The organism is Krasilnikovia sp. MM14-A1004 (assembly GCF_047159485.1).
Lineage (GTDB): Bacteria > Actinomycetota > Actinomycetes > Mycobacteriales > Micromonosporaceae > Actinoplanes.
Genome location: NZ_AP038773.1, coordinates 3,182,944 through 3,206,751, shown reverse-complemented (window position 1 = coordinate 3,206,751; position 23,808 = coordinate 3,182,944). Strand labels below are relative to the sequence as shown.

19 protein-coding genes are annotated in these 23,808 nt (G+C 72.9%); 9 read left to right on the top strand and 10 right to left on the bottom strand.

Annotated features, from left to right (window positions below; genetic code table 11):
• Nucleotides 1–109: 109 nt before the first annotated feature.
• Both ACMCNN_RS14515 and ACMCNN_RS14510 read left to right on the top strand, forming a co-directional pair.
• Nucleotides 110–931: a MerR family transcriptional regulator gene (locus ACMCNN_RS14515; RefSeq protein ID WP_412746723.1), complete on the top strand. Its 822-nt coding sequence runs from the start codon at nt 110–112 to the stop codon at nt 929–931.
• 167 nt (nt 932–1,098) lie between these two features.
• On the top strand, nt 1,099–1,926 hold the full coding sequence (locus ACMCNN_RS14510; RefSeq protein ID WP_412746722.1) for a polysaccharide deacetylase family protein: 828 nt from the start codon (nt 1,099–1,101) through the stop codon (nt 1,924–1,926).
• On the opposite strand, the gene ACMCNN_RS14505 is transcribed toward ACMCNN_RS14510, so the two are convergent.
• On the bottom strand, nt 1,923–2,117 hold the full coding sequence (locus tag ACMCNN_RS14505; protein WP_412746721.1) for a DUF1918 domain-containing protein: 195 nt from the start codon (nt 2,115–2,117) through the stop codon (nt 1,923–1,925). The two genes, ACMCNN_RS14510 and ACMCNN_RS14505, sit on opposite strands and share 4 nt — an antisense overlap.
• Nucleotides 2,118–2,231: 114 nt before the next feature.
• Nucleotides 2,232–3,353 carry a CaiB/BaiF CoA transferase family protein gene (locus ACMCNN_RS14500; protein ID WP_412746720.1) on the bottom strand — a complete coding sequence of 374 codons (1,122 nt, stop codon included), beginning with the start codon at nt 3,351–3,353 and terminating at the stop codon, nt 2,232–2,234.
• Between the two features lie 176 nt (nt 3,354–3,529).
• Between ACMCNN_RS14500 and egtA the strand changes: the two genes are divergently transcribed.
• The 5 genes from egtA to pulA all read left to right on the top strand — a co-directional run bounded on the left by egtA (nt 3,530) and on the right by pulA (nt 13,596).
• Nucleotides 3,530–4,759, top strand: a complete 1,230-nt coding sequence (gene egtA, locus ACMCNN_RS14495; RefSeq protein WP_412747173.1) for an ergothioneine biosynthesis glutamate--cysteine ligase EgtA — start codon at nt 3,530–3,532, stop codon at nt 4,757–4,759.
• Between the two features lie 52 nt (nt 4,760–4,811).
• On the top strand, nt 4,812–6,128 hold the full coding sequence (gene egtB / locus ACMCNN_RS14490) for an ergothioneine biosynthesis protein EgtB (protein WP_412746719.1): 1,317 nt from the start codon (nt 4,812–4,814) through the stop codon (nt 6,126–6,128).
• Nucleotides 6,128–6,874, top strand: a complete 747-nt coding sequence (gene egtC / locus ACMCNN_RS14485) for an ergothioneine biosynthesis protein EgtC (RefSeq protein WP_412746718.1) — start codon at nt 6,128–6,130, stop codon at nt 6,872–6,874. Before egtB ends, egtC begins: the two co-directional genes overlap by 1 nt.
• Entirely contained in the window at nt 6,871–7,851 is a 981-nt protein-coding gene (gene egtD / locus ACMCNN_RS14480) for an L-histidine N(alpha)-methyltransferase (RefSeq protein WP_412746717.1), read from the top strand. The genes egtC and egtD overlap by 4 nt, the downstream gene beginning before the upstream one ends.
• A 276-nt stretch (nt 7,852–8,127) precedes the next feature.
• Nucleotides 8,128–13,596, top strand: coding sequence for a pullulanase-type alpha-1,6-glucosidase (pulA, locus tag ACMCNN_RS14475; protein WP_412746716.1), 5,469 nt, complete (start codon nt 8,128–8,130; stop codon nt 13,594–13,596).
• A gap of 60 nt (nt 13,597–13,656) precedes the next feature.
• Here pulA and ACMCNN_RS14470 read toward each other — a convergent pair whose 3' ends face one another.
• The gene (locus ACMCNN_RS14470) at nt 13,657–14,415 is read right to left on the bottom strand and encodes a hypothetical protein (RefSeq protein WP_412746715.1); all 759 of its coding nucleotides are present in this window, start codon (nt 14,413–14,415) and stop codon (nt 13,657–13,659) included.
• Nucleotides 14,416–14,664: 249 nt separating this feature from the next.
• On the opposite strand from ACMCNN_RS14470, the gene ACMCNN_RS14465 reads away from it, so the two are divergent.
• Nucleotides 14,665–16,383, top strand: a complete 1,719-nt coding sequence (locus ACMCNN_RS14465; RefSeq protein WP_412746714.1) for a sulfatase-like hydrolase/transferase — start codon at nt 14,665–14,667, stop codon at nt 16,381–16,383.
• Between the two features lie 14 nt (nt 16,384–16,397).
• Here the strand turns inward: ACMCNN_RS14465 and ACMCNN_RS14460 are convergent, their stop codons facing one another.
• The 3 genes from ACMCNN_RS14460 to ACMCNN_RS14450 all read right to left on the bottom strand — a co-directional run bounded on the left by ACMCNN_RS14460 (nt 16,398) and on the right by ACMCNN_RS14450 (nt 19,107).
• Nucleotides 16,398–17,231 (bottom strand): hypothetical protein, encoded by an 834-nt coding sequence (locus ACMCNN_RS14460; RefSeq protein WP_412746713.1) that lies wholly within the window; start codon nt 17,229–17,231, stop codon nt 16,398–16,400.
• A gap of 3 nt (nt 17,232–17,234) precedes the next feature.
• Nucleotides 17,235–17,585, bottom strand: coding sequence for an S-adenosylmethionine decarboxylase (locus tag ACMCNN_RS14455; RefSeq protein WP_412746712.1), 351 nt, complete (start codon nt 17,583–17,585; stop codon nt 17,235–17,237).
• A gap of 574 nt (nt 17,586–18,159) precedes the next feature.
• Nucleotides 18,160–19,107: a hypothetical protein gene (locus ACMCNN_RS14450; RefSeq protein WP_412746711.1), complete on the bottom strand. Its 948-nt coding sequence runs from the start codon at nt 19,105–19,107 to the stop codon at nt 18,160–18,162.
• 177 nt (nt 19,108–19,284) lie between these two features.
• Here ACMCNN_RS14450 and ACMCNN_RS14445 point away from each other — a divergent pair, with 177 nt between their 5' ends.
• Nucleotides 19,285–20,007 (top strand): phosphatase PAP2 family protein, encoded by a 723-nt coding sequence (locus tag ACMCNN_RS14445; protein WP_412746710.1) that lies wholly within the window; start codon nt 19,285–19,287, stop codon nt 20,005–20,007.
• A 22-nt stretch (nt 20,008–20,029) separates the two neighbouring features.
• On the opposite strand, the gene ACMCNN_RS14440 is transcribed toward ACMCNN_RS14445, so the two are convergent.
• From ACMCNN_RS14440 to ACMCNN_RS14425, 4 genes are all read right to left on the bottom strand, one after another.
• Nucleotides 20,030–20,791, bottom strand: a complete 762-nt coding sequence (locus tag ACMCNN_RS14440; protein ID WP_412746709.1) for a hypothetical protein — start codon at nt 20,789–20,791, stop codon at nt 20,030–20,032.
• A 77-nt stretch (nt 20,792–20,868) separates the two neighbouring features.
• The gene (locus ACMCNN_RS14435) at nt 20,869–21,060 is read right to left on the bottom strand and encodes a hypothetical protein (protein WP_412746708.1); all 192 of its coding nucleotides are present in this window, start codon (nt 21,058–21,060) and stop codon (nt 20,869–20,871) included.
• 73 nt (nt 21,061–21,133) lie between these two features.
• Nucleotides 21,134–22,606 carry a GGDEF domain-containing protein gene (locus ACMCNN_RS14430; RefSeq protein ID WP_412746707.1) on the bottom strand — a complete coding sequence of 491 codons (1,473 nt, stop codon included), beginning with the start codon at nt 22,604–22,606 and terminating at the stop codon, nt 21,134–21,136.
• A 98-nt stretch (nt 22,607–22,704) separates the two neighbouring features.
• Entirely contained in the window at nt 22,705–23,715 is a 1,011-nt protein-coding gene (locus ACMCNN_RS14425) for an AraC family transcriptional regulator (RefSeq protein ID WP_412746706.1), read from the bottom strand.
• Nucleotides 23,716–23,808: the final 93 nt, after the last annotated feature.

Here is a 23,808-nt window from a genome sequence, read left to right as displayed (position 1 = left end):
CCCTGACAGAACCCGCACCGCGCGCTGGCACGGCGCGCATCGGGCGCTGGCACCGCGCTGGCACGCGGATGTTGACCTTGACCCGCGGCAATGTTCTACGTTCATGCCCGTGGACGACGCCGAGCTGCTGACCGTGGGCCAGGTGGCCCGCCGGGCGGGGCTGACCACCCGGGCGTTGCGCCACTACGACCGGATCGGCCTGCTGCGACCGCAGGTCGATCCCGGCAACGGCTACCGGCGCTATGCGCCACGGCAGGTCGCGCTCGCCCGGCTGATCGCCGCGCTGCGGGCCGCCGACGTACCCCTGGAACAGGTCCGTGCCTGCCTGGCCGCGCCGGACGACGTGGCACTGCGGCGGCGGGTCCTGCTGGCCCACCGGACCCGGCTGCGGGCCCGGCTGGACCGGCTCCGGGGCGAACTGCACCGCACCGAGCACCTCCTGGAGGATGGGATCACCGACATGCCCGAGACCACGACGATCTCCGACCAGCGGCAACTCGCCGTGGACCTGTTCAACGGCGTGTGGCGGTTGCTGGAGCGGGAGGACCGCACCGCCGAGGACGACGACCGCATGGTGCACATGGCGCACGCCTCCCGCTACCACTGGGGCGAGATCGGCGCCGCGAAGAACCGCAGCCGGGGCGAGTGGCAGTGCGCCCGCGTCTACGCGACGCTCGGGCGCGGCGAGCCGGCCCTGCACCACGCCCGGCGCAGCCTGGAGATCTGCACCGCCCACGGGATCGGGGATTGGGACCTCGCGTTCGCGTACGAGGCGCTGGCCAGGGGCGCCGCGGTGGCCGGTGACCCGGACGCGGCCCGGGACTGGACCGGGCGGGCGCTGGCGGCGGCCGAGGAGATCGCCGACCCGGAGGACCGGCGGCTGGTGCTGGCAGATCTGGAGACGATCCCCGGTCAGACCCGCTTCTGGTAGCTGATTTGCACCTTCCGCTTTCTTTGTCCGCCGGGCTCCTCGGCCGATCTGCCGATGGGGCGGATGATCCGCTCCCACTTCGGTCGGATACCGCGACTTGCGTCTATCTAGCACGCTGTCGCACACACCCGTGATCGATCACGGGCGGGGACACGGGGAGCGACAGCATGGGCGTGCCGGTGAGCCGGCGAGGGGTGCTGCGCGGCGCGTTGCTGGCCGCGGCGGGCGCCGGGGCCGGCGTGTTCGGCACCACCGTGCTACCGCACTGGTTCGGCTGGGACCGGCCGCCGGTCACCGGCGGGTACGCCTCGGCCGCCGACAACCTGGACGCCGTGGCGCACCCCGAGGTGCGGGTCCGGTACTTCGTCGAGACGACCGAACCGGTGGTGGCGTTCACCTTCGACGACGGTCCGGGCCCGAACTACACCCCGATGGTGCTCGACATCCTCGAACGCGAGGGGGTGCCCGCGACGTTCTTCATGGTCGGGCGCCAGCTGACCGAGCACGCCGACCTGGTGCGTGGCCGGCTGTCCCGGCACGAGGTGGGCAACCACTCGTGGGGGCACGAGGACCTGGCCACCCTCGACCTCGCCGGGGTACGGGCGAATCTCGCGCGTACCCACGACACGATCCGCGACATCACCGGGCAGGTGCCGACGCTGCTGCGCCCGCCGTTCGGGCACGTGGGCGGCTCGACCCTCCTGGCCGCCAACGCGATGGGTTACACGGACGTGGTGCTGTGGTCGTACGCGATGCACGAGCTGCGCTACCGCGACGACACCCCCGGCCAGGTCCGCGACGTCGTCGACAACGTCCGACCGGGCGCCATCATCCTGGCCCATGATCTCGGCGACGAGCGGCGGCTGGTGACCATCCGCGGCCTCAGCGCCATGATCGCCGGTCTCCGGGCGCGCGGCTTCCGTTTCGTCACGGTCTCGCAGCTGCTGGCCGGTGCCGCCACCCCCACCACGGCGCCGCACGCCGGCCGGATCTAGCGGGAACCGTCCCGCGGCTGGACGTGGGCGTCGGGGCCGGGGAAACACAGCGTCTGCTCGCCGTCGACCCACCGCACCAGGTACGGCGGGGTGCCGTCCGGGTGGCGCACCTCCTCGATCCTGCCGACCCGGCGGTGGTCGTCGACGTGCGTACCCTCCATGATCAGCTGGTCACCGACCTTGGCCCTCATCTCGCCTCCCGGAATGCGTCGCGGGTGGGTGTCCTCCCCATACGGTGGCCCTCGCGCGCCCGGGCGGCAACCGGTTCGCCCGACCCCGGCACACCGGGGCCGGCCGAGCGCGGGTCAGGCCCACCCGGCGAGCACGTCGGCGACGGACACCGCGTCGCGGGCGGGGTCGGGCGCCGGGCGTGGCGGCGCCGCGGGTGTCCGGTCGAAGCGTGGCGCCGGTGCGGGCTGCACCTCGCCGCCCACGGTCAGGAACGTGTCGCGGGCCCGGTGATGCGGGTGGCCGGGAGCCTCGCCGGGGGAGAGCACCGCGGAGACGCACGCGTCGCGTCCCTCGAACACCGCGGCCCATTCGTCGCGGGTGCGCTGCGCGAACACCTCGGTGAACCGGCGGCGTAGCCGCGGCCACCCGGCGGGGTCGTACTGGGCGGGCAGGCCGGCCTCACCGGTCAGGCCGAGACCGTCGAGCAGCTCGGCGTAGAACGCGGGCTCCAGCGCCCCCACGGCCACGAAGCCGCCGTCGGCGGTCGCGTACGTGTCGTAGAACGGCGCCCCGCCGTCGAGCAGGTTCCCGCCCGGCGGCGCCGGCCACAGTCCGGTCTGCTGCATGCCGCGCAGGAACGTGGTGAGCAGCGCCGAACCGTCCACCATGGCCGCGTCGACGACCTGTCCCTCGCCGGAGCGTTCGCGTTCCAGCAGCGCGGCCAGCACCCCGACGGCCATGAGCATCCCGCCGCCCGCGAAGTCGGCCAGCATGTTCAGCGGGGCGCGCGGCGCTTCGTCGCCGCGCCGCAGCGGCTCCAGCGCACCGGCCACGGCGAGGTAGCCGATGTCGTGCCCGGCGCGCGCCGCCAGCGGCCCGTCCTGGCCCCAGCCGGTGATCCGGGCGTACACCAGGCGCGGGTTGCGGGCCCGGCAGACCTCCGGTCCCAGCCCGAGCCGCTCGGCGACGCCGGGCCGGTAGCCCTCGACGAACACGTCGGCGCGCTCGACGAGGCGCAGCACGTCGGCGATCCCGGCCGGCGACTTGAGGTCGAGGGGCACGACCCGGCGGCCGCGTTGCAGGGCGGTGGCGGGCGGGGCGATCCGGCCCGCGGCAGGGCCACCCGGCCGGTCGATGCGCACGATGTCCGCGCCCAGGTCGGCCAGCATCATGCAGCCGAACGGGCCGGGCGCGAGGCTCTCCAGCTCCACGATCCGTGTCCCGGCCAGGGGCCCGCGAGGTTCCGGCGGCGTCACGCGGTCAGCCTAGCGAGTGCCGCGTGCGCACGACCGCCGATCTTGTCGGCGGCCAGTGCACGGGGTCCGGCGGCCGACGTGCCGCCATGCCCGTCGATGCGGGCTATCCCTGTCACCTCGGCCCGCCAGCGGGTAGCGTCCAGGAGAACGTCCGCAACCCTGGGAGAATCGTGGCGATTGTCCGGCCCGGCACCGCCGAGGACTCTCGTGTGCTGCGCGACGAGGATCAGGCCGCGGAGCACATGTCGGGGATCTGTTTCAAGACCGGCCCCCCGAGCCGCATCGGCGTCGAACTGGAGTTCACCACCCATCACGACGACGCGCCGGACCGCCCGCTGACGGTCACCGCGCTGCGCGAGGCCCTCGGCGCGTACGCCCCGGACAGTCTCGCCGACCCCGTGCCGCACCACCCCGCCGAGCCGGTGCCGCCCCGCCCGCTGCCGGGCGGTGGCCAGGTCACCGTCGAGCCCGGCGGGCAGTTGGAGATCTCCTCCGCCCCCGCCGCCACCCTGGCCGACCTGCACACCGCGGTCGACGCGGATCTGGCCCGACTGACCGGCCTGCTGGCCGGGCACGGCCTGCGCCTGGGCGACACCGGCATCGACCCGTACCGGGAGCCGCGGCGCCTGCTCGACAGCCCCCGCTACACCGCCATGGAGCGGGCCTTCGACCGCGGCGGGCAGCACGGGCGCACCATGATGTGCAGCACCGCCGGGCTGCAGGTCTGCCTCGACGCGGGCCCCGCACCGCGGCTGGCGGACCGGTTCGCGGCCGTCACCGAGCTGGGCCCGGTGCTGCTGGCGTCGTTCGCCAACTCCTCGCGCCACGCCGGCCGCGACACCGGGTGGGCCTCCACCCGCATGCGGGCCTGGCTGGGCATCGACCCCGCCCGCACCCGGCCGGTCGGCACCGGCGCCGACCCGGTGGGCGCCTGGATCGGGTACGCCATGGCCGCGCCGCTGCTGTGCGTGCGCCGCGACGGCGGCTGCTGGGACCCGCCGCCCGGGGTCACCTTCGCCGACTGGCTCGGCGGGGCGCTGCCCCGCCCGCCCACCGCCGACGACCTGGAGTACCACCTCAGCACGCTGTTCCCGCCGGTGCGCCCGCGCGGCTACCTGGAGGTCCGCTACCTGGACACCCAGCCGGGCGACGGGTGGCTGGCCCCGGCGGCCGTCCTGGCGGCGCTGCTGGCCGACGACGCCACCACGGACGCGGCCCGCGCCGCCGCCGCCCCGGCGGCCGACCGTTGGCTGCCCGCGGCCCGCGCGGGTCTCGCCGACCGCACCGTACGCGGCGCCGCCCGCGAGGTACTCGATCTCGCCGGGCGCGCCCTGCACCGCGCCGGGCTGCCCGCGCACCTGCAGAGCCGGGTGCACGCCGCCATCGACCACCGCCTGCTGGCCTGACCAGCGAGTTGTCTGCTGTTTGACCGCCCGCTGTCGTGGAAGGGACTCCCACATGACCGTCGAGACCGAACGCCTGCGCACCGCGGTGGCCGCCGAACTGGACAGGGCGCGCCGGCGCACCACCACCCTCACCGGGGCCGTGGACGACGACGACCTGGTACGCCAGCACTCCCGGCTGATGTCCCCGCTGGTGTGGGACCTCGCCCACGTGGGCAACCAGGAGGAGCTGTGGCTGGTCCGCGACGTCGGCGGCCGCGAGCCGGTACGCCGCGACATCGACGAGCTGTACGACGCGTTCCAGCACGCCCGCGCCGACCGTCCCGCGCTGCCGCTGCTCGGCCCCGCCGAGGCCCGCGCGTACGTGTCGCAGGTGCGCGACAAGGCCCTCGACGTCCTCGACGCGGTGCGCCTGGACGGCCGCCCGCTGGTGGCCGACGGGTTCGCGTTCGGGATGATCGTCCAGCACGAGCAGCAGCACGACGAGACGATGCTGGCCACCCATCAGTTGCGTACCGGGGCGCCGGTGCTGACCGCCGAGCCGCTGCCGCCCGCGCGGGTGCCCGCCACCGGTGAGGTGTTCATTCCGGGCGGCCCGTTCACCATGGGCACGGACACCGAGCCGTGGGCGCTGGACAACGAGCGCCCCGCGCACGTGGTGCACGTGCCCGCCTTCCACCTCGACGTCGCCCCGGTCACCAACGCCCGGTACGCGGAGTTCATCGACGCCGGCGGCTACGACGATCAGCGGTGGTGGAGCGGGGCGGGCTGGGCGCACCGGCAGCGGGCCTCGCTGGGCGCGCCGCTGCACTGGCGCCGCGACGGCGACCGCTGGGTGTACACCCGGTTCGGCCGGACCGCGCCGGTGGTCCCGGACGAGCCCGTGGTGCACGTCTGCTTCCACGAGGCGCGGGCGTTCGCGGCGTGGGCGGGGCGGCGGCTGCCGACCGAGGCCGAGTGGGAGAAGGCGGCCCGCTTCGACCCGGCCACCGGCCGTTCGCGCCGGTTCCCGTGGGGCGATGAGGATCCGCAGGAGCGGCACGCCAACCTGGGTCAGCGACACCTGTCACCCGCCCCGGTCGGCGCCTACCCGGACGGGGCCTCGCCGCAGGGCGTGCAGCAGCTGATCGGCGACGTCTGGGAGTGGACCAGCACCGACTTCCACGGTTACCCCGGGTTCCGGGCGTTCCCGTACCGGGAGTATTCGGAGGTGTTCTTCTCCCCGGATTACAAGGTGCTGCGCGGCGGCTCGTTCGGCACTGATCGCTCGGCCTGTCGGGGCACGTTCCGCAACTGGGACTACCCGATCCGGCGGCAGATCTTCGCGGGGTTCCGGTGTGCCCGTGACGCGGAGCCCGGCGAGTCCGCCTGATGTGCCGCCACCTGGCCTACCTGGGGCCGCCGCTGGCGCTGTCGCGGCTGCTGTTCGAGGCGCCGCACGCCCTGGTACGCCAGTCGTGGGCGCCGAAGGACATGCGCGGCGGCGGCACGATCAACGCGGACGGCTTCGGTGTGGGCTGGTATCCGGGCGCCGGGCCGCCCGTACGATATCGGTCCGACCGGCCGATGTGGGCGGACGCCGCACTGCCCGGCCTGGCCGCCGCGACCGCCGCGGGTGCCGTGCTGGCCGCGGTGCGCTCGGCCACCGAGACGATGCCGGTGACCTCGACCGCGGCCGCCCCGTTCACCGAGGGGTCGTGGTTGTTCAGCCACAACGGGGTGGTGGCGGGCTGGCCGGAGGCGGTGACCGGGCCGGCTGCCCGGCTGCCCACCCGTGACCTGCTCACCCTCGACGCGCCCACCGACTCCGCGCTGCTGTGGGCGCTGGTCCGGCACCGGCTGCGGGCGGGCGACACCCCCGCCGCGGCGGTGGCCGCCACGGTCGCCGAGGTGAGCGCCGCGGCTCCCGGCTCCCGGCTGAACCTGCTGCTGACCGACGGCGCCAGCATCGCCGCGACCGCCGTGGGCCACGCCCTGTCGGTGCGCCACGGCGACGGCTCCGTGCTGGTCAGCTCCGAGCCCCTGGACGACGACCCCGGCTGGCGGGCGGTACCGGACGGGCATCTGCTCGTCGCCGGGCCCGCCGGAATCCACCTCACACCACTAGGGAGACCGTGAGCGTGTTCGATCTGGAGATCCACCTCGATGAGCAGGACCTGGCCCGCGCGCTGCGCGCCGACGTCACCGCGGGCCTGACCGCCAGCCCGAAGTGGCTGCCGCCGAAGTGGTTCTACGACGCACGGGGCAGCGACCTGTTCGAGCAGATCACCCGGCTGCCGGAGTACTACCCGACGCGGACCGAGCGGCACATCCTGGCCGCGCACGCCGCCGACGTCGCCCGGCTGACCGGCGCGAAGACCCTGGTGGAGCTGGGCTCGGGCTCGTCGGAGAAGACCCGGCTGCTGCTGGACGCGCTCACCGCGCACGGCACCCTGGGCGGCTTCGTGGCCCTGGACGTGTCCCCGGCCGCGCTGCGCGACGCCGCGGACAAGCTGATCGTGGAGTATCCGGGCCTGAGCGTGCGCGGTCTGGTCGCCGACTTCTCCCGGCACCTTTCGGCGGTGCCGCGCGGCGGGGACCGGCTGGTCGCGTTCCTGGGCGGCACGATCGGCAACCTGCTGCCCGCCGAGCGGGCCGAGTTCCTCGGCGACCTGCGCGCGGTCCTGGACGACGGGGAGTACCTGCTGCTCGGCACGGATCTGGTGAAGGACCCGGCGACGCTGGTGCCCGCGTACGACGACGCGGCAGGGGTGACCGCCGCGTTCAACCGCAACGTCCTGCGGGTGCTGAACCGGGAGTTGCATGCCGATTTCGTCGAGGACGATTTCGCACATGTCGCGCTCTGGGACGCGGAGAACGAGTGGATCGAGATGCGGCTGCGGGCCCGACGGGACCTGACCGTGTCCGTCCGCGACCTGGACCTGACGGTCGGCTTCGCGGCGGGCGAGGAGCTGCGTACGGAGGTGTCCGCGAAGTTCCGCCGCGACGGCGTACAGCGGGAGCTGGCCGCGGCCGGTTTCGCCCTGCGGCACTGGTGGACCGACCCGCAGCAGCGGTTCGCGCTGTCCCTGGCGCAGGCAACGGTCGTGTCCTGACCGGATCGGAGAGCTGTTCGGCTGAAGCCGTGAGCAAGGCCGTGATTCGGGCGGGCCGACACGTCCCACCTGAGGGGGGGATCGGGCGGCCCGCCCGTTTCGCGAATGTTTCTTGCGTAAGGCGCTGGCGTTACCCGACGGTTATTGCAAACTCTTGCACACATCGATGAAACAGGTTTAGCGTGCCTCCACACCAGCCCATAGGAAGGCTCCGATGTGGAAGCAGCGCACCGTCGCGGACCCGCCCCCGGTCCCGGCACCCTCCCGCACCGGCGCGTGAACCGGCGCCGCACCGCTCGCCTCGCGCTGGCCGCAGCGCTGGTCACGAGCCTGATCGCCCCGCCCGCGAGCGCCCTCGCCGCCCCGGCTGAGCGCGCCGCCGCACCCGCCGCGCCGAGCGCCGCCGTCATGGCCCTCTGGGGTTCCGACCGGGCCGCGCCCGCCGAGCAGTACTACTTCGTCCTGCCGGACCGCTTCGCCAACGGCGACACCCGCAACGACAGGGGCAACCTGTCGGGCGACCGGCTGAGCACCGGGTACGACCCGACCGACAAGGGCTTCTACCACGGCGGCGACATCAAGGGCATCATCGACCGCCTCGACTACATCCAGGGCCTGGGCACCACCGCCATCTGGCTCGCCCCGGTCTTCAAGAACCGGCCGGTGCAGATCAACGGCTCCGACATCTCGGCCGGCTACCACGGCTACTGGATCACCGACTTCACCCGGGTCGACCCGCACTTCGGCACCAACGCCGACCTCAAGCGGCTGGTCGGTCTCGCGCACAAGCGCGGCATGAAGATCTTCCTCGACATCATCGTCAACCACACCGCCGACGTCATCAAGTACAAGGGCGACAAGTACGACTACGTCGACAAGGCCACCACCCCGTATCGGGACGCCCAGGGGCGCCCGTTCGAGGACCGGAACTACACCGACGGCACCTTCCCGGCCGTGAACACCAAGTCGTTCCCGTACACGCCGGTCTTCACCACGCCGTCCGACGCGACTGTCAAGACCCCGGCGTGGCTGAACGACCCGACGATGTACCACAACCGGGGCAACTCCAGCTTCGTCGGCGAGAACAGCGAGTACGGCGACTTCGGCGGCCTCGACGACCTGTGGACAGAGCGCCCCGAGGTCGTCCGCGGCATGACCAAGATCTACGCCGACTGGATTACCGGGGCCGGTGTCGACGGCTACCGCATCGACACGGTCAAGCACACCGACCTGCCGTTCTGGACGACGTTCACGCGCGACATCACGACGGCCGCGAAGAAGGCCGGCAAGCCCGGCTTCTTCATGTTCGGCGAGGTCTACAGCGGCGACCAGGAGGTCGAGTCCACGTACGTGCGGCGCGGCGGCCTGCCCGCCACCCTGGACTTCTCGTTCCAGTCCGCGGCGTCCGGCTTCGCCAAGGGCGACGGCTCCGCCAAGGCCCTCGCCGACGTGTACGCCAAGGACGACCTGTACACCGCCCGCGACACCGGCGCGGACCGGCTGCCCACCTTCCTCGGCAACCACGACATGGGCCGCATCGGCTCGTTCATCGAAAAGAGCGGCGCCGACCCGTCGACCTTCCTGCGCCGCGACGAACTCGCCCACGAGCTGATGTTCCTCACCCGCGGCCAGCCGGTCGTGTACTCCGGCGACGAGCAGGGCTTCACCGGCGCCGGCGGCGACAAGGACGCCCGTCAGGACATGTTCGCCAGCAGGACCAAGGACTACCTGGACGACGACCTGATCGGCACGGACCGCACCCACGCGGTCGACAACTACGACACCAACCACCCGGTGTACAAGACGATCGCCGCGCTGGCCGCGCTCCGCAAGGCCAACCCGGCGCTGCGCGACGGCGTCCAGCTCACCCGGTACGCCGCCGACGGCCCGGGCGTCTTCGCCGCCTCCCGCATCGACCGCGGCACCCGCACCGAGTACCTGGTCGCGGCGAACAACGCCACCACCGCGCAGACGGTCACCGTGGACACCTGGACCCCGTCCGCGAGCTTCGCCGCCAAGTACGGCGCGACCGGCGCGATCTCGTCCGGTGCCGACGGCAAGCTCACCGTCACGGTCCCCGCGCTGTCCACGGTCGTCTACCAGGCGGGAACGCCGGTCGTGGTCCCCACGGCCGGTCCCACGGTCGCGTTCACCGCGCCGGCCGCCGACGCGCTGGTGCCCTCGCGCACCGAGCTGGTCGCGCAGACCACCGGCGACCCGACCGCCACCGTCACCTTCGCCGCCCGGGCCGGCACCGGCCCGTGGCAGCTGCTCGGCACCGCCCGGCGGGCCCCGTACCGGGTGTACCACGACCTGACCGGCCTGGCCGGCGGCACGCCACTGCACTACAAGGCGGTCGTGCGCGACAGCCGGGGCCGTACCGCCTCCACCACCACGACCGCCCGGGTCGGCACCCCGGTCACCACGGCCGGTCCCGGCTACGCGCTCGTGCACTACCAGCGCCCCGCGGGCGGCTACGACGATTACGGCCTGTACGCCTTCGGCGACATCGACCCCTCCGCGCAGACCACCTGGCCGCAGGGCCAGCCGTTCGCGGGCGAGGACTCGTACGGCCGGTTCGCCTGGGTGAAGGTGAAGCCCGGCGGCACCAAGGTCGGGTTCATCGTGGTCAGCAAGGACGGCCGGAAGGACGTCGAGCAGGACCGCTTCGTCGACCCCACCAAGGACGCCGAGGTGTGGCTCAAGCAGGGCGACGCCACGGTGTACCCGACCCGGCAGGCCGCCACCGGCCAGCCGGACCCGGCGCAGGACGAGAACACCGCGATCGTGCACTACCGGCGCGCCGACGGCGACTACTCCGGCTGGGGCATGCACGTCTGGGACGGCGCGGCCAGCCCCACCGACTGGGGCAGCCCGCTGCAGCCGTCCGGCACCGACGCGTTCGGCGCGGTGTTCCGGGTGCCGCTGGCCGCCGGTGCGAAGGGGCTCAACTACATCCTGCACAAGGGCGACACCAAGGACCTGCCCGCCGACCAGCGCCTCGACTTCGCCAAGGCCGGGCGTGAGGTGTGGCTGCTGGCGGGCGACCCGCAGCGGCTGCTGCCGCAGGAGGCCGTCGTCGGCGGCGGCGAGATCGACCTGGCCAAGAGCCGGGCGATCTGGCTGGACCGGTCCACGATCGCGTGGAAGACCGGCACCGCCGGATCCCTCGACCCGATCGGTGCGGCCACCGACGGCCGCGTCTACGACCTCGTGTACGCCCCGGCGGGTGGCCTCGGCGTCACCGACGGCGACCTGACCGGCGCCCACCAGAGCCTGCGGCTGACCGCAGTCCGCACCGGGCTCACCGAGGCGCAGCGCGCCAAGTACCCGCACCTGTGGCAGTACACCGCGTTCCACCTCAACCAGCGCGACCAGCGCCGGGTCGCCGAGGCGCTGCGCGGGCAGGTCGCGGTCACCGAACGCGACGCGGCGGGCAAGCTGCGCTCGGCCACCGGCGTCCAGGTCGCGGGAGCCCTCGACGACCTGTACGCCGCCGCCACCGCCGCCCGCCTCGGCCCCACGTTCAGCGGCGGCCGCCCCACCCTCGCGGTGTGGGCGCCCACCGCGCAGGACGTGACGCTGGAGCTGTCCGACACCCCGGCCGCCGCCCCGCGCACGGTCGACATGACCCGCGACGACCGCACCGGCGTCTGGTCGGCCACCGGCGGACGCGACTGGACCGGCAAGTACTACCGGTACCGGGTCACCGCGTGGCAGCCCGCCGCGCAGAAGGTGGTCACCGCGTCGGTCACCGACCCGTACTCCCTCGCCCTGTCGGTGGACTCCACGCACAGCCAGATCGCCGACCTCGCCGACCCGAAGCTCGCCCCGGCGGGCTGGTCGGGGCTGCGCAAGCCGGCCGCCGTACCGTCCGCGAAGATCCAGGTCTCGGAGCTGAGCGTCCGCGACTTCTCGATTGCCGACGGCACGGTCCCGGCGGCCGAGCGCGGCACGTATGAGGCCTTCACCCACCCGGACGCCGCCGGGATGACCCACCTGCGTCAGCTGGCGAAGGCCGGCACCACGCACCTGCACCTGCTGCCCGCGTTCGACTTCGCCTCCACGCGTGAGAAGCGGGCCGACCAGAAGCAGCCCGCCTGCGACCTGCCCAAGCTGCCCGCCGACTCCGACGAGCAGCAGAAATGCGTCACCGCGGTCGCCGACGCCGACGGCTACAACTGGGGCTACGACCCGCTGCACTACACCACCCCGGAGGGCGGTTACGCGACCGACCCGTCGGCGCGTACCCGTCAGTTCCGGCAGATGGTGGCGGGTGTCAACGGCGCCGGGCTGCGCGTGGTCATGGACGTGGTCTACAACCACACCGCGGCCGCCGGCACCGACCCGCAGTCGGTGCTCGACCAGATCGTGCCCGGCTACTACCAGCGCCTGCTGGAGGACGGCACGATCGCCAACTCCACCTGCTGCGCGAACACGGCCCCGGAGAACGCGATGATGGGCAAGCTCGTCGTCGACTCCGTGGTCACCTGGGCAAAGGCGTACAAGGTGGACGGTTTCCGGTTCGACCTCATGGGCCACCACCCGAAGGCGAACATCCTCGCGGTGCGCGCCGCCCTGGACCGGCTCACCCCGGCCAGGGACGGCGTCGACGGCAAGAGCATCTACGTGTACGGGGAGGGCTGGAACTTCGGCGAGGTCGCCAACGACGCCCGCTTCGTGCAGGCCACCCAGGCCAACATGGCGGGTACCGGGATCGGCACGTTCAACGACCGGCTGCGCGACGCGGTCCGCGGCGGCGGCCCGTTCGACGGCGACCCCCGCATCCAGGGCTTCGCGTCCGGCCTGTTCACCGACCCGAACGGTGACCCGGTCAACGGCAGCGCCGCCGACCAGAAGGCCCGCCTGCTGCACTACCAGGACCTGATCAAGGTCGGCCTGTCCGGCAACCTGGCCGGATACCGGTTCGCCGACACCACGGGACACCAGGTCACCGGCGCCCGGGTGGACTACAACGGCGCCCCGGCCGGGTACACCGCGGCGCCCGGCGAGGCGATCACCTACGTCGACGCGCACGACAACGAGATCCTGTACGACGCCCTGGCGTACAAGCTGCCGCAGGGCACCTCGGCGGCGGACCGGGCCCGGATGCAGACCGTGGCGCTGGCCACCACCGCCCTCGGCCAGGGCGTCGGCTTCGTCACCGCGGGCAGCGAGCGGCTGCGATCGAAGTCGCTGGATCGCAACTCGTTCAACTCCGGCGACTGGTTCAACGAGATCCTCTGGAACTGCGCGGACGGCAACGGCTTCCGCAAGGGCCTGCCGCCCGCGAAGGACAACGAGGACAAGTGGAAGTACGCGAAGCCGCTGCTGGCCGACGCGAAGCTGACGCCGGACTGCGCCGCGATCCAGCTGGCCGACGCCCGCTACGCCGAGCTGTTGAGGATCCGGCGGTCGTCGCCGGTCTTCGGGCTGCCCAGCGCCGCTGAGGTGCAGAAGCGAGTGTCGTTCCCGCTGTCCGGCACCGCGGAGACCCCCGGTGTGCTGGTCATGCGGCTCGACGGGCGCGGCCTGGACAAGCACTGGAAGTCGGTGACCGTCGTGTTCAACGCCACCCCGGCGGCCACGAAGCAGGCCGTGCCGGTGCTCAGGGGCGCCAATGTCGCGCTGCACCCGGTGCTGCGCGGCTCCGCCGACCCGACGCTGCGGACGGCGTCGTTCGACAGGGCGACGGGCACCTTCTCCGTCCCGGCCCGGGCAGTGGCGGTCTTCGTCCAGAGCTGAGCCCGCAGGAAACGTGAAGCACCCCGGCCGCCCCCGCCGGGGTGCTTCACCATCTGGTGCTCAGTTCACGCGCGGCACCCACCGGTCGCCGAGGACGCTCTGGAGCGCCAGGACCACCAGCCCGATCACGAACGCCGCCACGATGCCGACGAGCAGACCGCGGAAGCCGCTGTCGCGCTGTCGACCCTCACCGGGCACCGCGACGGACTGCGACCACGGATGGTCCCGGAACATCCAGAACAGCATCCCGAGCCCGTACGGTGCGAAGGACACCAGCCAGAACCAGTACCACCGGGTGCCCCGCCGCGGGGCCGGGCCGAACACGAGCACGCCGAGGAACAGCACCCCGAGGACGATCTCGATCCCGGCGACGAGTTGGGGAGGCGCCACATCGCCGAGTTCGTTCTCCAGGCCCGCGTCCCGGAGGTCCTTCGCCAGGGCGGCGGCGCCGGGCCCGTCGTAGTTCTTCGCATCCTCGGCGTCCGTGACGGTGACCTCGCCGAACTCGGTGGTGTCCGCCCAGTGCCACCGGCCGCCCGGGGTCCGCCACGCGAACAGCGGCCCGGGCTTGCCGGACGACTGCAAACTGGCCGCGCCGAACCACCGCCGGGTGTTGTTTCCGTCCCAGTGATCGCCCCACTGGTACGCCGCGATCTGTCTGGCGTCCACGTCCGCCCTGGCGTCTGCGTAGCTCTGCTGGCGCGGCGCCGTCCACCAGGCGGTCGCCGCCGCCACCAACCACAGCGCGACGACGACTGCCCGGAGCATGGCCCACCACGGCCAGGTCCGCCTGGCGAGTGCCATCACCAGCTCACTCATGACACACGACCTTCCCGATGCCGTCGACAGCGATCACTGTCCGCGGGAGTGGATCTTACTGGCTGCCTCCAAGCCGTCACGCACCCGTGAACCGGCGGGATTTCCCCACCGTGCGGACACCGTTCGGGCACGGGCGGTGAACCGAAAGCGTGCAGACGACGTATCACCGGACGTGCGCCGATCAAGGCGCCACCCGCCCCGCCCGCTCCGCACGGACCCGTCCGTGCGCCGGACCTAAGGAACTTCGGGTTGTCGCTGCTCACGCGCCTTCGTCCCCGGCCCGACCAGGAACACGCGACCCCCGAGGCCCCACCGGCCCGGCGTTCGTGGCGCAGCGTGGCGGGCCACCTGCTCACCGTCGCCGCGGCGGTACTGGTGTTCGTCGTCCTGGTCCTGCCGGAGGGAATCCTGCGGCACCGGCCCGACGTGTTCCTGCCCGGCGCGTTCCTGCGTATCCCGCTGGAGGGCATCCTCGGCGCGGCACTGCTCATCGCGGCTCCGGACCGGGCACGACGGCCCCTCGCCGTGGTGCTCGGCGCCGGGCTCGGCGCGCTGACCGTCCTGAAGTTCGTCAACATCGGCTTCCTCGTAGTGCTCGGCCGGCGCTTCAACCCGGTACTGGACTGGCCGCTGTTCGGCGACGGCTACCGGGCGCTGGCCGAGACGTCGGGCCGTGCCGGGGCGATCGGCGCCGCGGCCGCGGCCGTCCTCGGGTCGGTCGCCGTGTCCGCCGCGGTCACCCTGGCGGTGCTGCGGCTGGCCCGGCTCACCGCCCGGTACCGGCTCCCGGCCCGGCGTGCGGTCACCGCCCTGATGGCCGCGTGGATGGTGTTCGCCCTGACCGGTACGACGCTGTTCCCGGCCTCGCCGGTGGCCTCGGACAGCACCGCCGAGCTGGCCAAGCGGGCGATCGTCACCGTGCCTGCCGCGCTGCGCGACCGCGCCGCGTTCACCGCCGAGGCGCGGGTGGACGCGTTCGCCACGACCCCGCCCAGCGAGTTGCTCACCGCGCTGCGGGGCAAGGACGTCGTGATCGGCGTGGTGGAGAGCTACGGCCGGTCCGCGCTGTCCGACCCGCTGATGGCCAGTGTCGTCGAGCCCGCCCTGGCCGCCGGGGACAAGCAGCTCGCCGCCGCCGGCTTCGCCGCCCGCAGCGGCTACCTCACCTCATCGACGTACGGCGGCGGCAGCTGGCTGGCGCATGCCTCGTTCCAGTCCGGCCTGTGGATCAACAACCAGCAGCGGTACCGGCAGCTGGTCTCCACGAACCGCCTGACGTTGACCAACGCGTTCCACCGGGCGGGCTGGCGCACGGTCGGTGTCGAGCCCGGCAACACGGTCGCCTGGCCGGAGGCCAAGTTCTACGGGTACGACGAGGTGTACGACTCCCGCAACCTCGGCTACCGCGGCCCCCGTTTCGGCTGGTCCCGCATGCCGGACCAGTTCACCCTGGCCGCGTTCCAGCAGCAGGTGTACGGCCGCCGCCACGCCCCGCTGATGTCCGAGATCACCCTGACGTCCAGCCACGAGCCGTGGACACCGATCCCCGACATGGTCGACTGGAACGCGATCGGCGACGGCACGATCTACGGCCCGATGGCCGAGCGTGGCGAGGACCGTTCGGTGCTGTGGAAGAAGTCCAAGGAGGTACGCACCGAGTACGCCCGCTCGGTCGCGTACTCGGTCAGCAGCCTCGTGTCGTGGGCCCAGCGCTACGGCGACAAGGATCTCGTGCTGGTCATCTTCGGCGACCACCAGCCGATCTCGCTGGTCAGCGGCAACGGCGCCCGCCACGATGTGCCGGTCACCATCGTCGCCAAGGACCCGGCCGTGCTGGATCGCATCGCCGCCTGGGGATGGAGCACCGGGCTGAACCCGGGCCCGTCGGCTCCGGTGTGGAAGATGAGCGAGTTCCGCGACCGCTTCCTCACCGCGTACGGCAAGGGCGACGATCGCTCGCCGCACTAGACCGTGGCGACCCCTCAGTCCGGCAGGATGATGAGGTCGTCGAGGCCCTTGCCGGTGCCGACCTGCTCGCACGCCTGGGCGGAGATCAGCCGGTGCGGCTGGTCGAGCAGTTCGCGGGCACCGGCGTCGTCGCCGACCGGCCGCAGCCCGAGCAGACGCTCTCCGCGGGCCGCGATGTCCCCGGCGAGTTCGGGGAACCAGCAGTAGACGGCGCGGTTCTCCGCCGAGCCGAGGTACTCGAACGGGCCCGAGCCCGCCAGCGGCTGCAGGTTGATGCCGAGCATCGCCATGTTGCGGTACGCGCGGCGGTCCAGCATGGTCACCACGTGCTGGACCCCGGCGCGCGCGCCGGTCACCAGGAACGTGCGGTGCATCAGCGAGCTGACCATCAGCTGTGACTGGCCGCCGCGGTACTGCGGCAGCACCGCGACGGTGGTGTAGTCCCACGCCTTCTCGCCGTTCATGCCGTGGGCGGCGAGGATGTCCGTGGCGCTGACGCCGATGTGCGTGGGGGCGTCGTCGACGGTCTTCAGGCCGATCCCGGTGCCCTCGACGATCCGTCCGGCGCCGGCCGGAACCCCGTTCTCGCCGTCGATGATGACGAAGAACAGGCTGCGGTCCTCGTACGCCCGGTACTCGGCGATCATCACGGCGGTGTCGTTGCCGAACGCCTCCTCGAAGATCAGCCGTTCGATCGTGCGCCCGACGTTGGCCAGCGGGTGGCCGTGGCCGACGACCGCCGAGATGAACCGGCCGGCCCGGCCCGGGTGGGCGGCGAGGTAGTCGGCGATGCGGCGCTGAACCTCGGCGTGGTCGAGGTCGTAACGGACCTCAGTGGTGCTCAGCACGGCTCAGAACTCCTTGGCCACGATCTCGGTGGTCCGGAAGTACTCCCGGGTGAACTCGACGACGGCCTCGGGGTCGAAGGCCTTGCAGGTGTAGATGTCGACGCTGAAGAACTGGACCGGGCGCTCCCACGAGTAGAAGTGGGCGCCGGAGGTCTCCCAGTGGATCCAGCCGGCCCAGCCGTACAGGTCGCTGATGTGGGTCACCGGCTCGATGAGCGTGATCATGTCGGTCACGACCGAGAGCTTCTGCAGGTACTCCTTGATGTGCTCATCGGTGATCACGAATGTGGGGTACCCCTCGACGACCAGGCGCTGGCGGTGGATGGACGGGGCGAGGTCCTTGAACTCGAGCACGGGGGAGCCTTTCAGGTTCGGGAGCGTGGATCCCGTGGAAGCCGTCGGCATCACCTCACGTGACGACATGCCATCACTGTTCGTGGCGGCGTTGCGCGTAGAGGCCTGCATCCGAACTCCTGGGACCGATTGATCTGGGGTGAAAGCCGGGTAGCTGGCTTATGCCCCAAATCTAGCAATTCATTACGGACAGTCAACCCACCTCGGAGCGCAATTACACAGAGTCATGAGACTGCTTCGACCGTCGACCCGCTCCAGGGCCAGGTCCGGTGACCTCGTCGGGCACGCGAGGCAGCAGCGGTCCCGGGAGTTCGGTGTATATGGGACGAGACCCGGTGCATCCACTACGAACGCCGTGCGGAACCCGCACCGCACGGAAGCGGACGTAGTTCCGGGCCGGGTTAACCAGATCACATCCCGTCGACATCACCGACTGCTGTGCCGACGCCGCCCTGCACCGTCACCCAGAGGCGGGGCAGGGGAGGGGCGGGCACGCGGGAGCATCGGGAACGGTGGCGACGCGCTCGGTTACCGACCCGGATCGATACGCACGCAGCGTGCTGACTGATGCACGTCAGTCGGCGCGGTCGACCGTGACGGTGCCCAGGCCGGCCACCGCGTCGATGTCGATCCGATCGGCGGCCCCCGCGAAGTCGGCGGTGGCGATCGAGGCGCCGCGCGGCACGCCGTCGCGGGCGCGGCCGTCGACGACGACGCGGTTCGCGCCGCCGCCCGCGTGGATCCGCAGCGGGGTTCCCGCCGGGGCGTGCAGGCGCAGCTCGTTGACGCCGGCGCCGATGCGTACCGGCAGGGTGCCGTCCGGGCGGGGCAGGGTCAGCTCGAACCGGGCCGCTCCGCCCGCCAGCTCGACCGCGGCGAGGCGGGCCCCGCGCAGATCCAGCACCTCTTCGGTGATGCCCGCGGTGCTGCGTACGGTCCAGCGCACCTGCGGGTCGAGGGTGATCTCCACCGCCGCGGCGCCGGGCGCCGGGGTCACCCGTACCACGGCGCCGTCCGTGCGCGCCCGCCCACCGGTGACGCGGACGAGGTCGCGCCCGGTGTCGCCGACCCGGACGCGGATGCTGCTCGTGGCGTCGGCCAGCTCCAGCCGGGCGGTGCGGGCGGGGGCGGGCGCGGCGGACGACGGAGTCACGGACGGGCGGGCCGGAGCCGCGAGCGTCGTCGGCACGGCCCGGGTCCGGCCGGGTCCGACGGTGATGGGTGGCGGATCGGTGTCCGCCTCACGGGTCAGCGCCGCGAGCACCACCGCGCTACCCGCCAGCAGCGCCACGGCCAGTGTGCCGCCCAGCCACACCACGATGCGCCGCGGCTGCGGGGGAGCCGCGATGATCCACGGCCCGTCCTCCGCGTCGGCCCGTCCCTTGTCGGCCCGTCCCTTGTCGGCCTGTCCGTCGTCGGCCTGGTGGGCTGTCGGGAGCGACCCGACGGGCGGGCCGGGTGCCGGGGGCTGGGCGGGGGAGGATTCGCCCGTACCGGTGCCGGTCGGTGCGGATCTGTCCACGGCGTCTCCCGGGCATGCGGCGGGGCGCGGCGGCCCGCCGCGCTCGCCGGGAAGTACGGACAGCGCGTCCGGACGGATCAGCCCCGATACGGGGGCATCTGTCGCAGGATCCTAGGACGGGCCGCGGACTGTGCGACCCACCTCAGCGACGACCTCCGATCGGGTATTGGTGGGCACATGCCCTTGTCACCCGAGCCGCCGTTCTCGGCGAGCCGGCTCGACGCGGATTCCCCGCGGGGACTGCCCCGCAGCACGGCCGCGGCGGCGTCGTTCCTGCTCGGGTTGTTTGCGCTGCTCACGCTACTGGTCGTGGATGGCTGGGAGCCGTTGCGGGCCGCGGACCTGCGGGTCACCACCGCCCTGCACGGCTACGCCCTGGACCATCCCGGATGGGTGCGCGCGATGATTGCGGTGAGCGCGGTCTTCGGCCCGAACTGCCAGCGCGTGGCCGCGGGCCTGCTGGTGGTGTGGCTGCTGGTGCGGGGGCGTCGTCGCCCGGCGCTGTGGGTGGCCGTCACGATGACGGCCGGAGGTCTGCTCGGGCTGGCGTTCCGGCTGCTCGTCCGGCGCCACCGCCCGGACCTGCCCGACCCGGTGGCTCATGCGTGGGGGTACGCGTACCCGTCGGGGCACGCGCTCAACGCCGTGCTGGGTGCGGGGGTGTTCCTGGTCGTCCTGCTGCCGTTCACCCGCGGGCGGCCGGGACGGCGCGTGGTGCTCTGCGTCGTCGCGGCTGCGGTGGCGGTGCTGACCGGGGTGAGCCGGGTCGCGCTGGGGGTGCATTGGACCAGTGATGTGGTGGGCGGCTGGGTGCTGGGCGCCGCGGTGGTCGTGGCCAGCACGGCCGGGTTGACGGCCGCAGGCACCCGGCGCGGCTACCCGGCCGCCGGATCTCGCTGAGTTCGGGGCGCCGGCAGGGTTCTCAGTGTGGGGAGGTGTTGAACACGCCGCTCAGTGCCAGCCCGGCCGAGCAGCTCAGCTCGCCCGGGGCCAGCTGGGTGTGCGACGGCCGCCAGAGTGTCACCTTTCCCCGGGCGGCGACGCGAGCGACGACGCAGTCGTACCGACTGGCGCGCAGCGCCACCCCGACGATGCCGTCCCGGGTGGCGAAATCCTGGTGGATGGCCGGGTCGAGCTTCAGAGCGGACACCGCGGCGCGAACGGCGGCCTCGTCCGGGCCGACGGGGTCCAGCGCGCTCTGGAGGCGCCCGTCGACACCCTGCAGCGACGGATCCCGGGGAACCGGTGGCGCGGCTCCCGCCGGGCAGTCGATGTCGTCGTCGCGGGTGTCCTTCTCCGGGCCCATCTGCAGGCGGAAGCAGACCGGCACGTCACGCTGCTGGAGCACCACGTGGTCGAAGCCGCGCGCAACGCCGTGACCCGTCACCTTCAGTGTCAGGGTCACGCCGGTCTGCCAGTGGGTCCGCCCGGTGACCGAGAGGACCTGGACGTCGGGGTGCTGGCCGGCCGAGTGCAGGTAGTCGTCGGCCTCGGAGAGGTGGTCGCGCTCGAACCCGGCGAACACGTCGTCGACCTTCTTCGCCGCATCGGGCACCGCCGTGTGGTGGATCTGCCAGTCCGGCTGACTGTGGACGTGCTTCTCGTAGCGCCACGCGCCCGCCGCCGCGAGGGCCGCCACCGCTGCTGTCGCGCCGAGCCCGATCCACTTCGTTCGTCCCCGCATGGGCGGGGATTATGCCGGAGGCGGCCCGGCGGCCGGACCCGCGACCCATCGATCAGGTCCTGCGGTGGAGCCGGCCGTCACAGGTACAGGTCGACGCCCTGACCGTCGTTGAGCTTGCCGAGCACCATCTTGGTGGGCAGGTCCATGCCGAGCATCGCCTGCAGCAGGTCGGCCTGGGCGTTGACCTGCGTCTGCCGGGCGTACGGGTCGGGCAGCTGGCCGGGGGAGAGCACCGCGAACGCGGCGGACCCGATGGCACCGACGGACATGACCACCTCCGGGGACGGCAACAAGATGATCTAGTAATCGTCCGGTACCGGCGGGACCTGATGTAAATCGTGGCTACGCCGCCTCGGCGGGTACCACCGGCGGCTGCGCCGGGTCGCGGGCGACCACGATCCGGTTCCGGCCGCCCGACTTCGCGGCGTACAGGGCGGCGTCCGCACGGGCGGTCAGCTCGTCGGAGGTCTCCACCCCGTCCCAGACCGCCAGGCCCGCGGAGAAGGTCTGGCCGTCCGGCGTGACGGCCAGCGCGCGGGCCAGCACGTGCCCCGCCTCGTCCGCGCCGGACTCCGGGAGCAGCACCACGAACTCCTCCCCGCCGACGCGGGCCAGCAGGTCCACCCGCCGCAGCGCACTCAGCCAGGCCGCGGCCGCGTCGGCCAGCAGCCGGTCCCCGGCCGGGTGCCCGTAGGTGTCGTTGTAGCGCTTGAAGTGGTCGAGGTCGATGACCGCGACGCTGATCTGGGTGCCGCGGCGGCGGGCCTGCTCCAGGGCGCGGGGCGCCTCGTCGTTCCACGCGCGGCGGTTCGGCAGCTTGGTCAGCTCGTCCTGGCGCGACAGCGCCCGTACGCATTCCGCCTGCCGTTCGACCTCGCGCAGCAGTTGCGCCATCCGGGTGACGACCAGCAGGAACAGCGCGGTGCAGCCGACCACGATGGCCGGGCCGTCGGTGACCCTGCCCGTGCTGACCTGTAGCGCCAGCAGTGCGGGGGCGACCAGTGACGTGACGGTGAGGGTGGCCAGCATGGCGCCGCTGAGCCGCGGCGCGGTACGCACCGCCGGTTGGTCCAGTTCGGCCGCGCTCGGGTGCAGCGCCGCCACCCCGAACAGGCTGAACGCCACGAGGAACACCATCGCGACGGCGCGGCTCAGCGGAAGGCTGCCGCTGATGTCGATGTCGAGGTTGCCGAGCACCACCCAGATGGTGTCGCCGGCGAAGAACGCGCCGCCCGACGCGGTGATCCACCAGAACGCGGCGCCGCGGGCCCCGCCGGAGCGCACCAGGCGGGTGAGCATCGCCAGCAGCAGCAGGTCGCCGACGGGGTAGGCGATCTGGATGGCCCGGCCCAGCACGGTCATGTCGTCGCTGTGCGCGGTCGGCTCGATCACGTACACCCAGGCCAGCAGGCCGAGGCCGGTGGTGAAGGTGGTGGCGTCGACCATGGCTGCCCAGTTGCGGCGCGGCTCGCGGGCCCGGATGAGCAGGGCGAACCCGAGCGCGCAGCCGGGGTAGAGCAGCAGGAACAGCGGGTCGGCCGGGGTGGGGGACCAGTCGATGTGCAGCACGTCGGAGGCGTAGACCGCGACGGCGATGCCGCTGGTGTTGGCGCCCAGCCCGGCCGCGATGCACCACCACGGCAGGCGGCGGCGCCCGGGCAGCCGGCGCGTCCCGACGACGATGGCCGCCACGGCCGCGTACCCGATGCCGACCTGCCAGAGGGCGTCCCACCACGGATTGTCGGGGATGACCTGGTAGGCCGCGACGGCCAGGGCCGCTGCGACCGCGTACGCCTTCCACCCGCGATCGCCCATGGCACTCCTCGCAACCAGCACCGTCGGCCCCGTTGCCCACGACAGCGGTCCATTGCACCGGTTGCCGGTCTGCGACGCTGGACCCGGCGGGTTGCGCTTCAGGTGCGGTGCTGTCCGCGGCGCAGTTCGCGCGGGGTCACTCCGAACCAGCGCCGCGCCGCCCGGGTCAGCGCGGACTGCTCGGTGAGGCTGACCATCACGGTGACCTGGGACAGCGGCAGGTCGCTGCGGGCGATGAGCTGGTAGGCGGCCGCGCGCCGGGCGTCGTCGAGCAGCGCGGCGAAGGTGGTGCCCTCCGCGGCGAGGCGCCGCTGCAGGGTCCGGGGGTGGGTCTGCAACTGCCGGGCGATCGCGGCGATGTCCACCGGCGCGGTGCCCAGCGACTGGGCCAGCAGGTGCTGCACGCGGGCGCTGACGGTCTGGTCGGGGGTGGGGTAGTGGTGGGTGAGGTAGTCCAGGGCGATGTCGCGCAGCACCTGGTCGCCGCCGGGGACGGGGGTCGCGGTCAGGTGGGCGGGCACGCGCAGGACCGCGGCCGGTTTGCCGAACCGTACGTCGGCGCCGAAGAACGCCGTGTAGCGGGTGACCGGCGCCAGGGGCGGGTGCGGCAGGTGCACAGAGCGCAGCCCGTACGGGCCGCCGTGCAGCAGCACGATGATCCTGTGGAACAGGCCGACACCGAGGTCCAGTGCCTGTGGCGGCAGTGGCTCGTCGGTTCCGGCGTAGCGCAGTCCGATCACGCCGGGCTGACCGGCGGGGTCCGGGACCCGCGACACCGCCAGTGCCGGGCTGTGGACGAACAGGTACCGGGTGGCGCAGTCGAGCGCCGCGCCGAAGGTGGGTGAGTTCTCGATCGCCACGGCGAGTGGCCCGAGCACTGTCATGTCCTGCTGTTCGGCCAGCCGTAGCCCCAGGTCGGGGCAGCCGAGTTCGGCGGCCGCGGTCTCCAGGATCCGGTCGGCCGTGGCGGCGCCGATCACCGCGTCGTCGCTGTCCAGCGCGGCCGCCGGCACCCGGAAGCGGGCCAGCAGGGCGGCGCCGTCGCCGCCGAGCGCATCCACGAGGTGGGGTAGCCCGCGCAGACCGGCAGCGCGAACCATCGATCCCATGTCGCCTAAGGTTAAATGAGTGTCGCGCAAAGGCAAGTCCCCCGCGTACGGGTGCCCGAGACTGAGCGGAACCCCGCGGCGATCGAAGGAGTC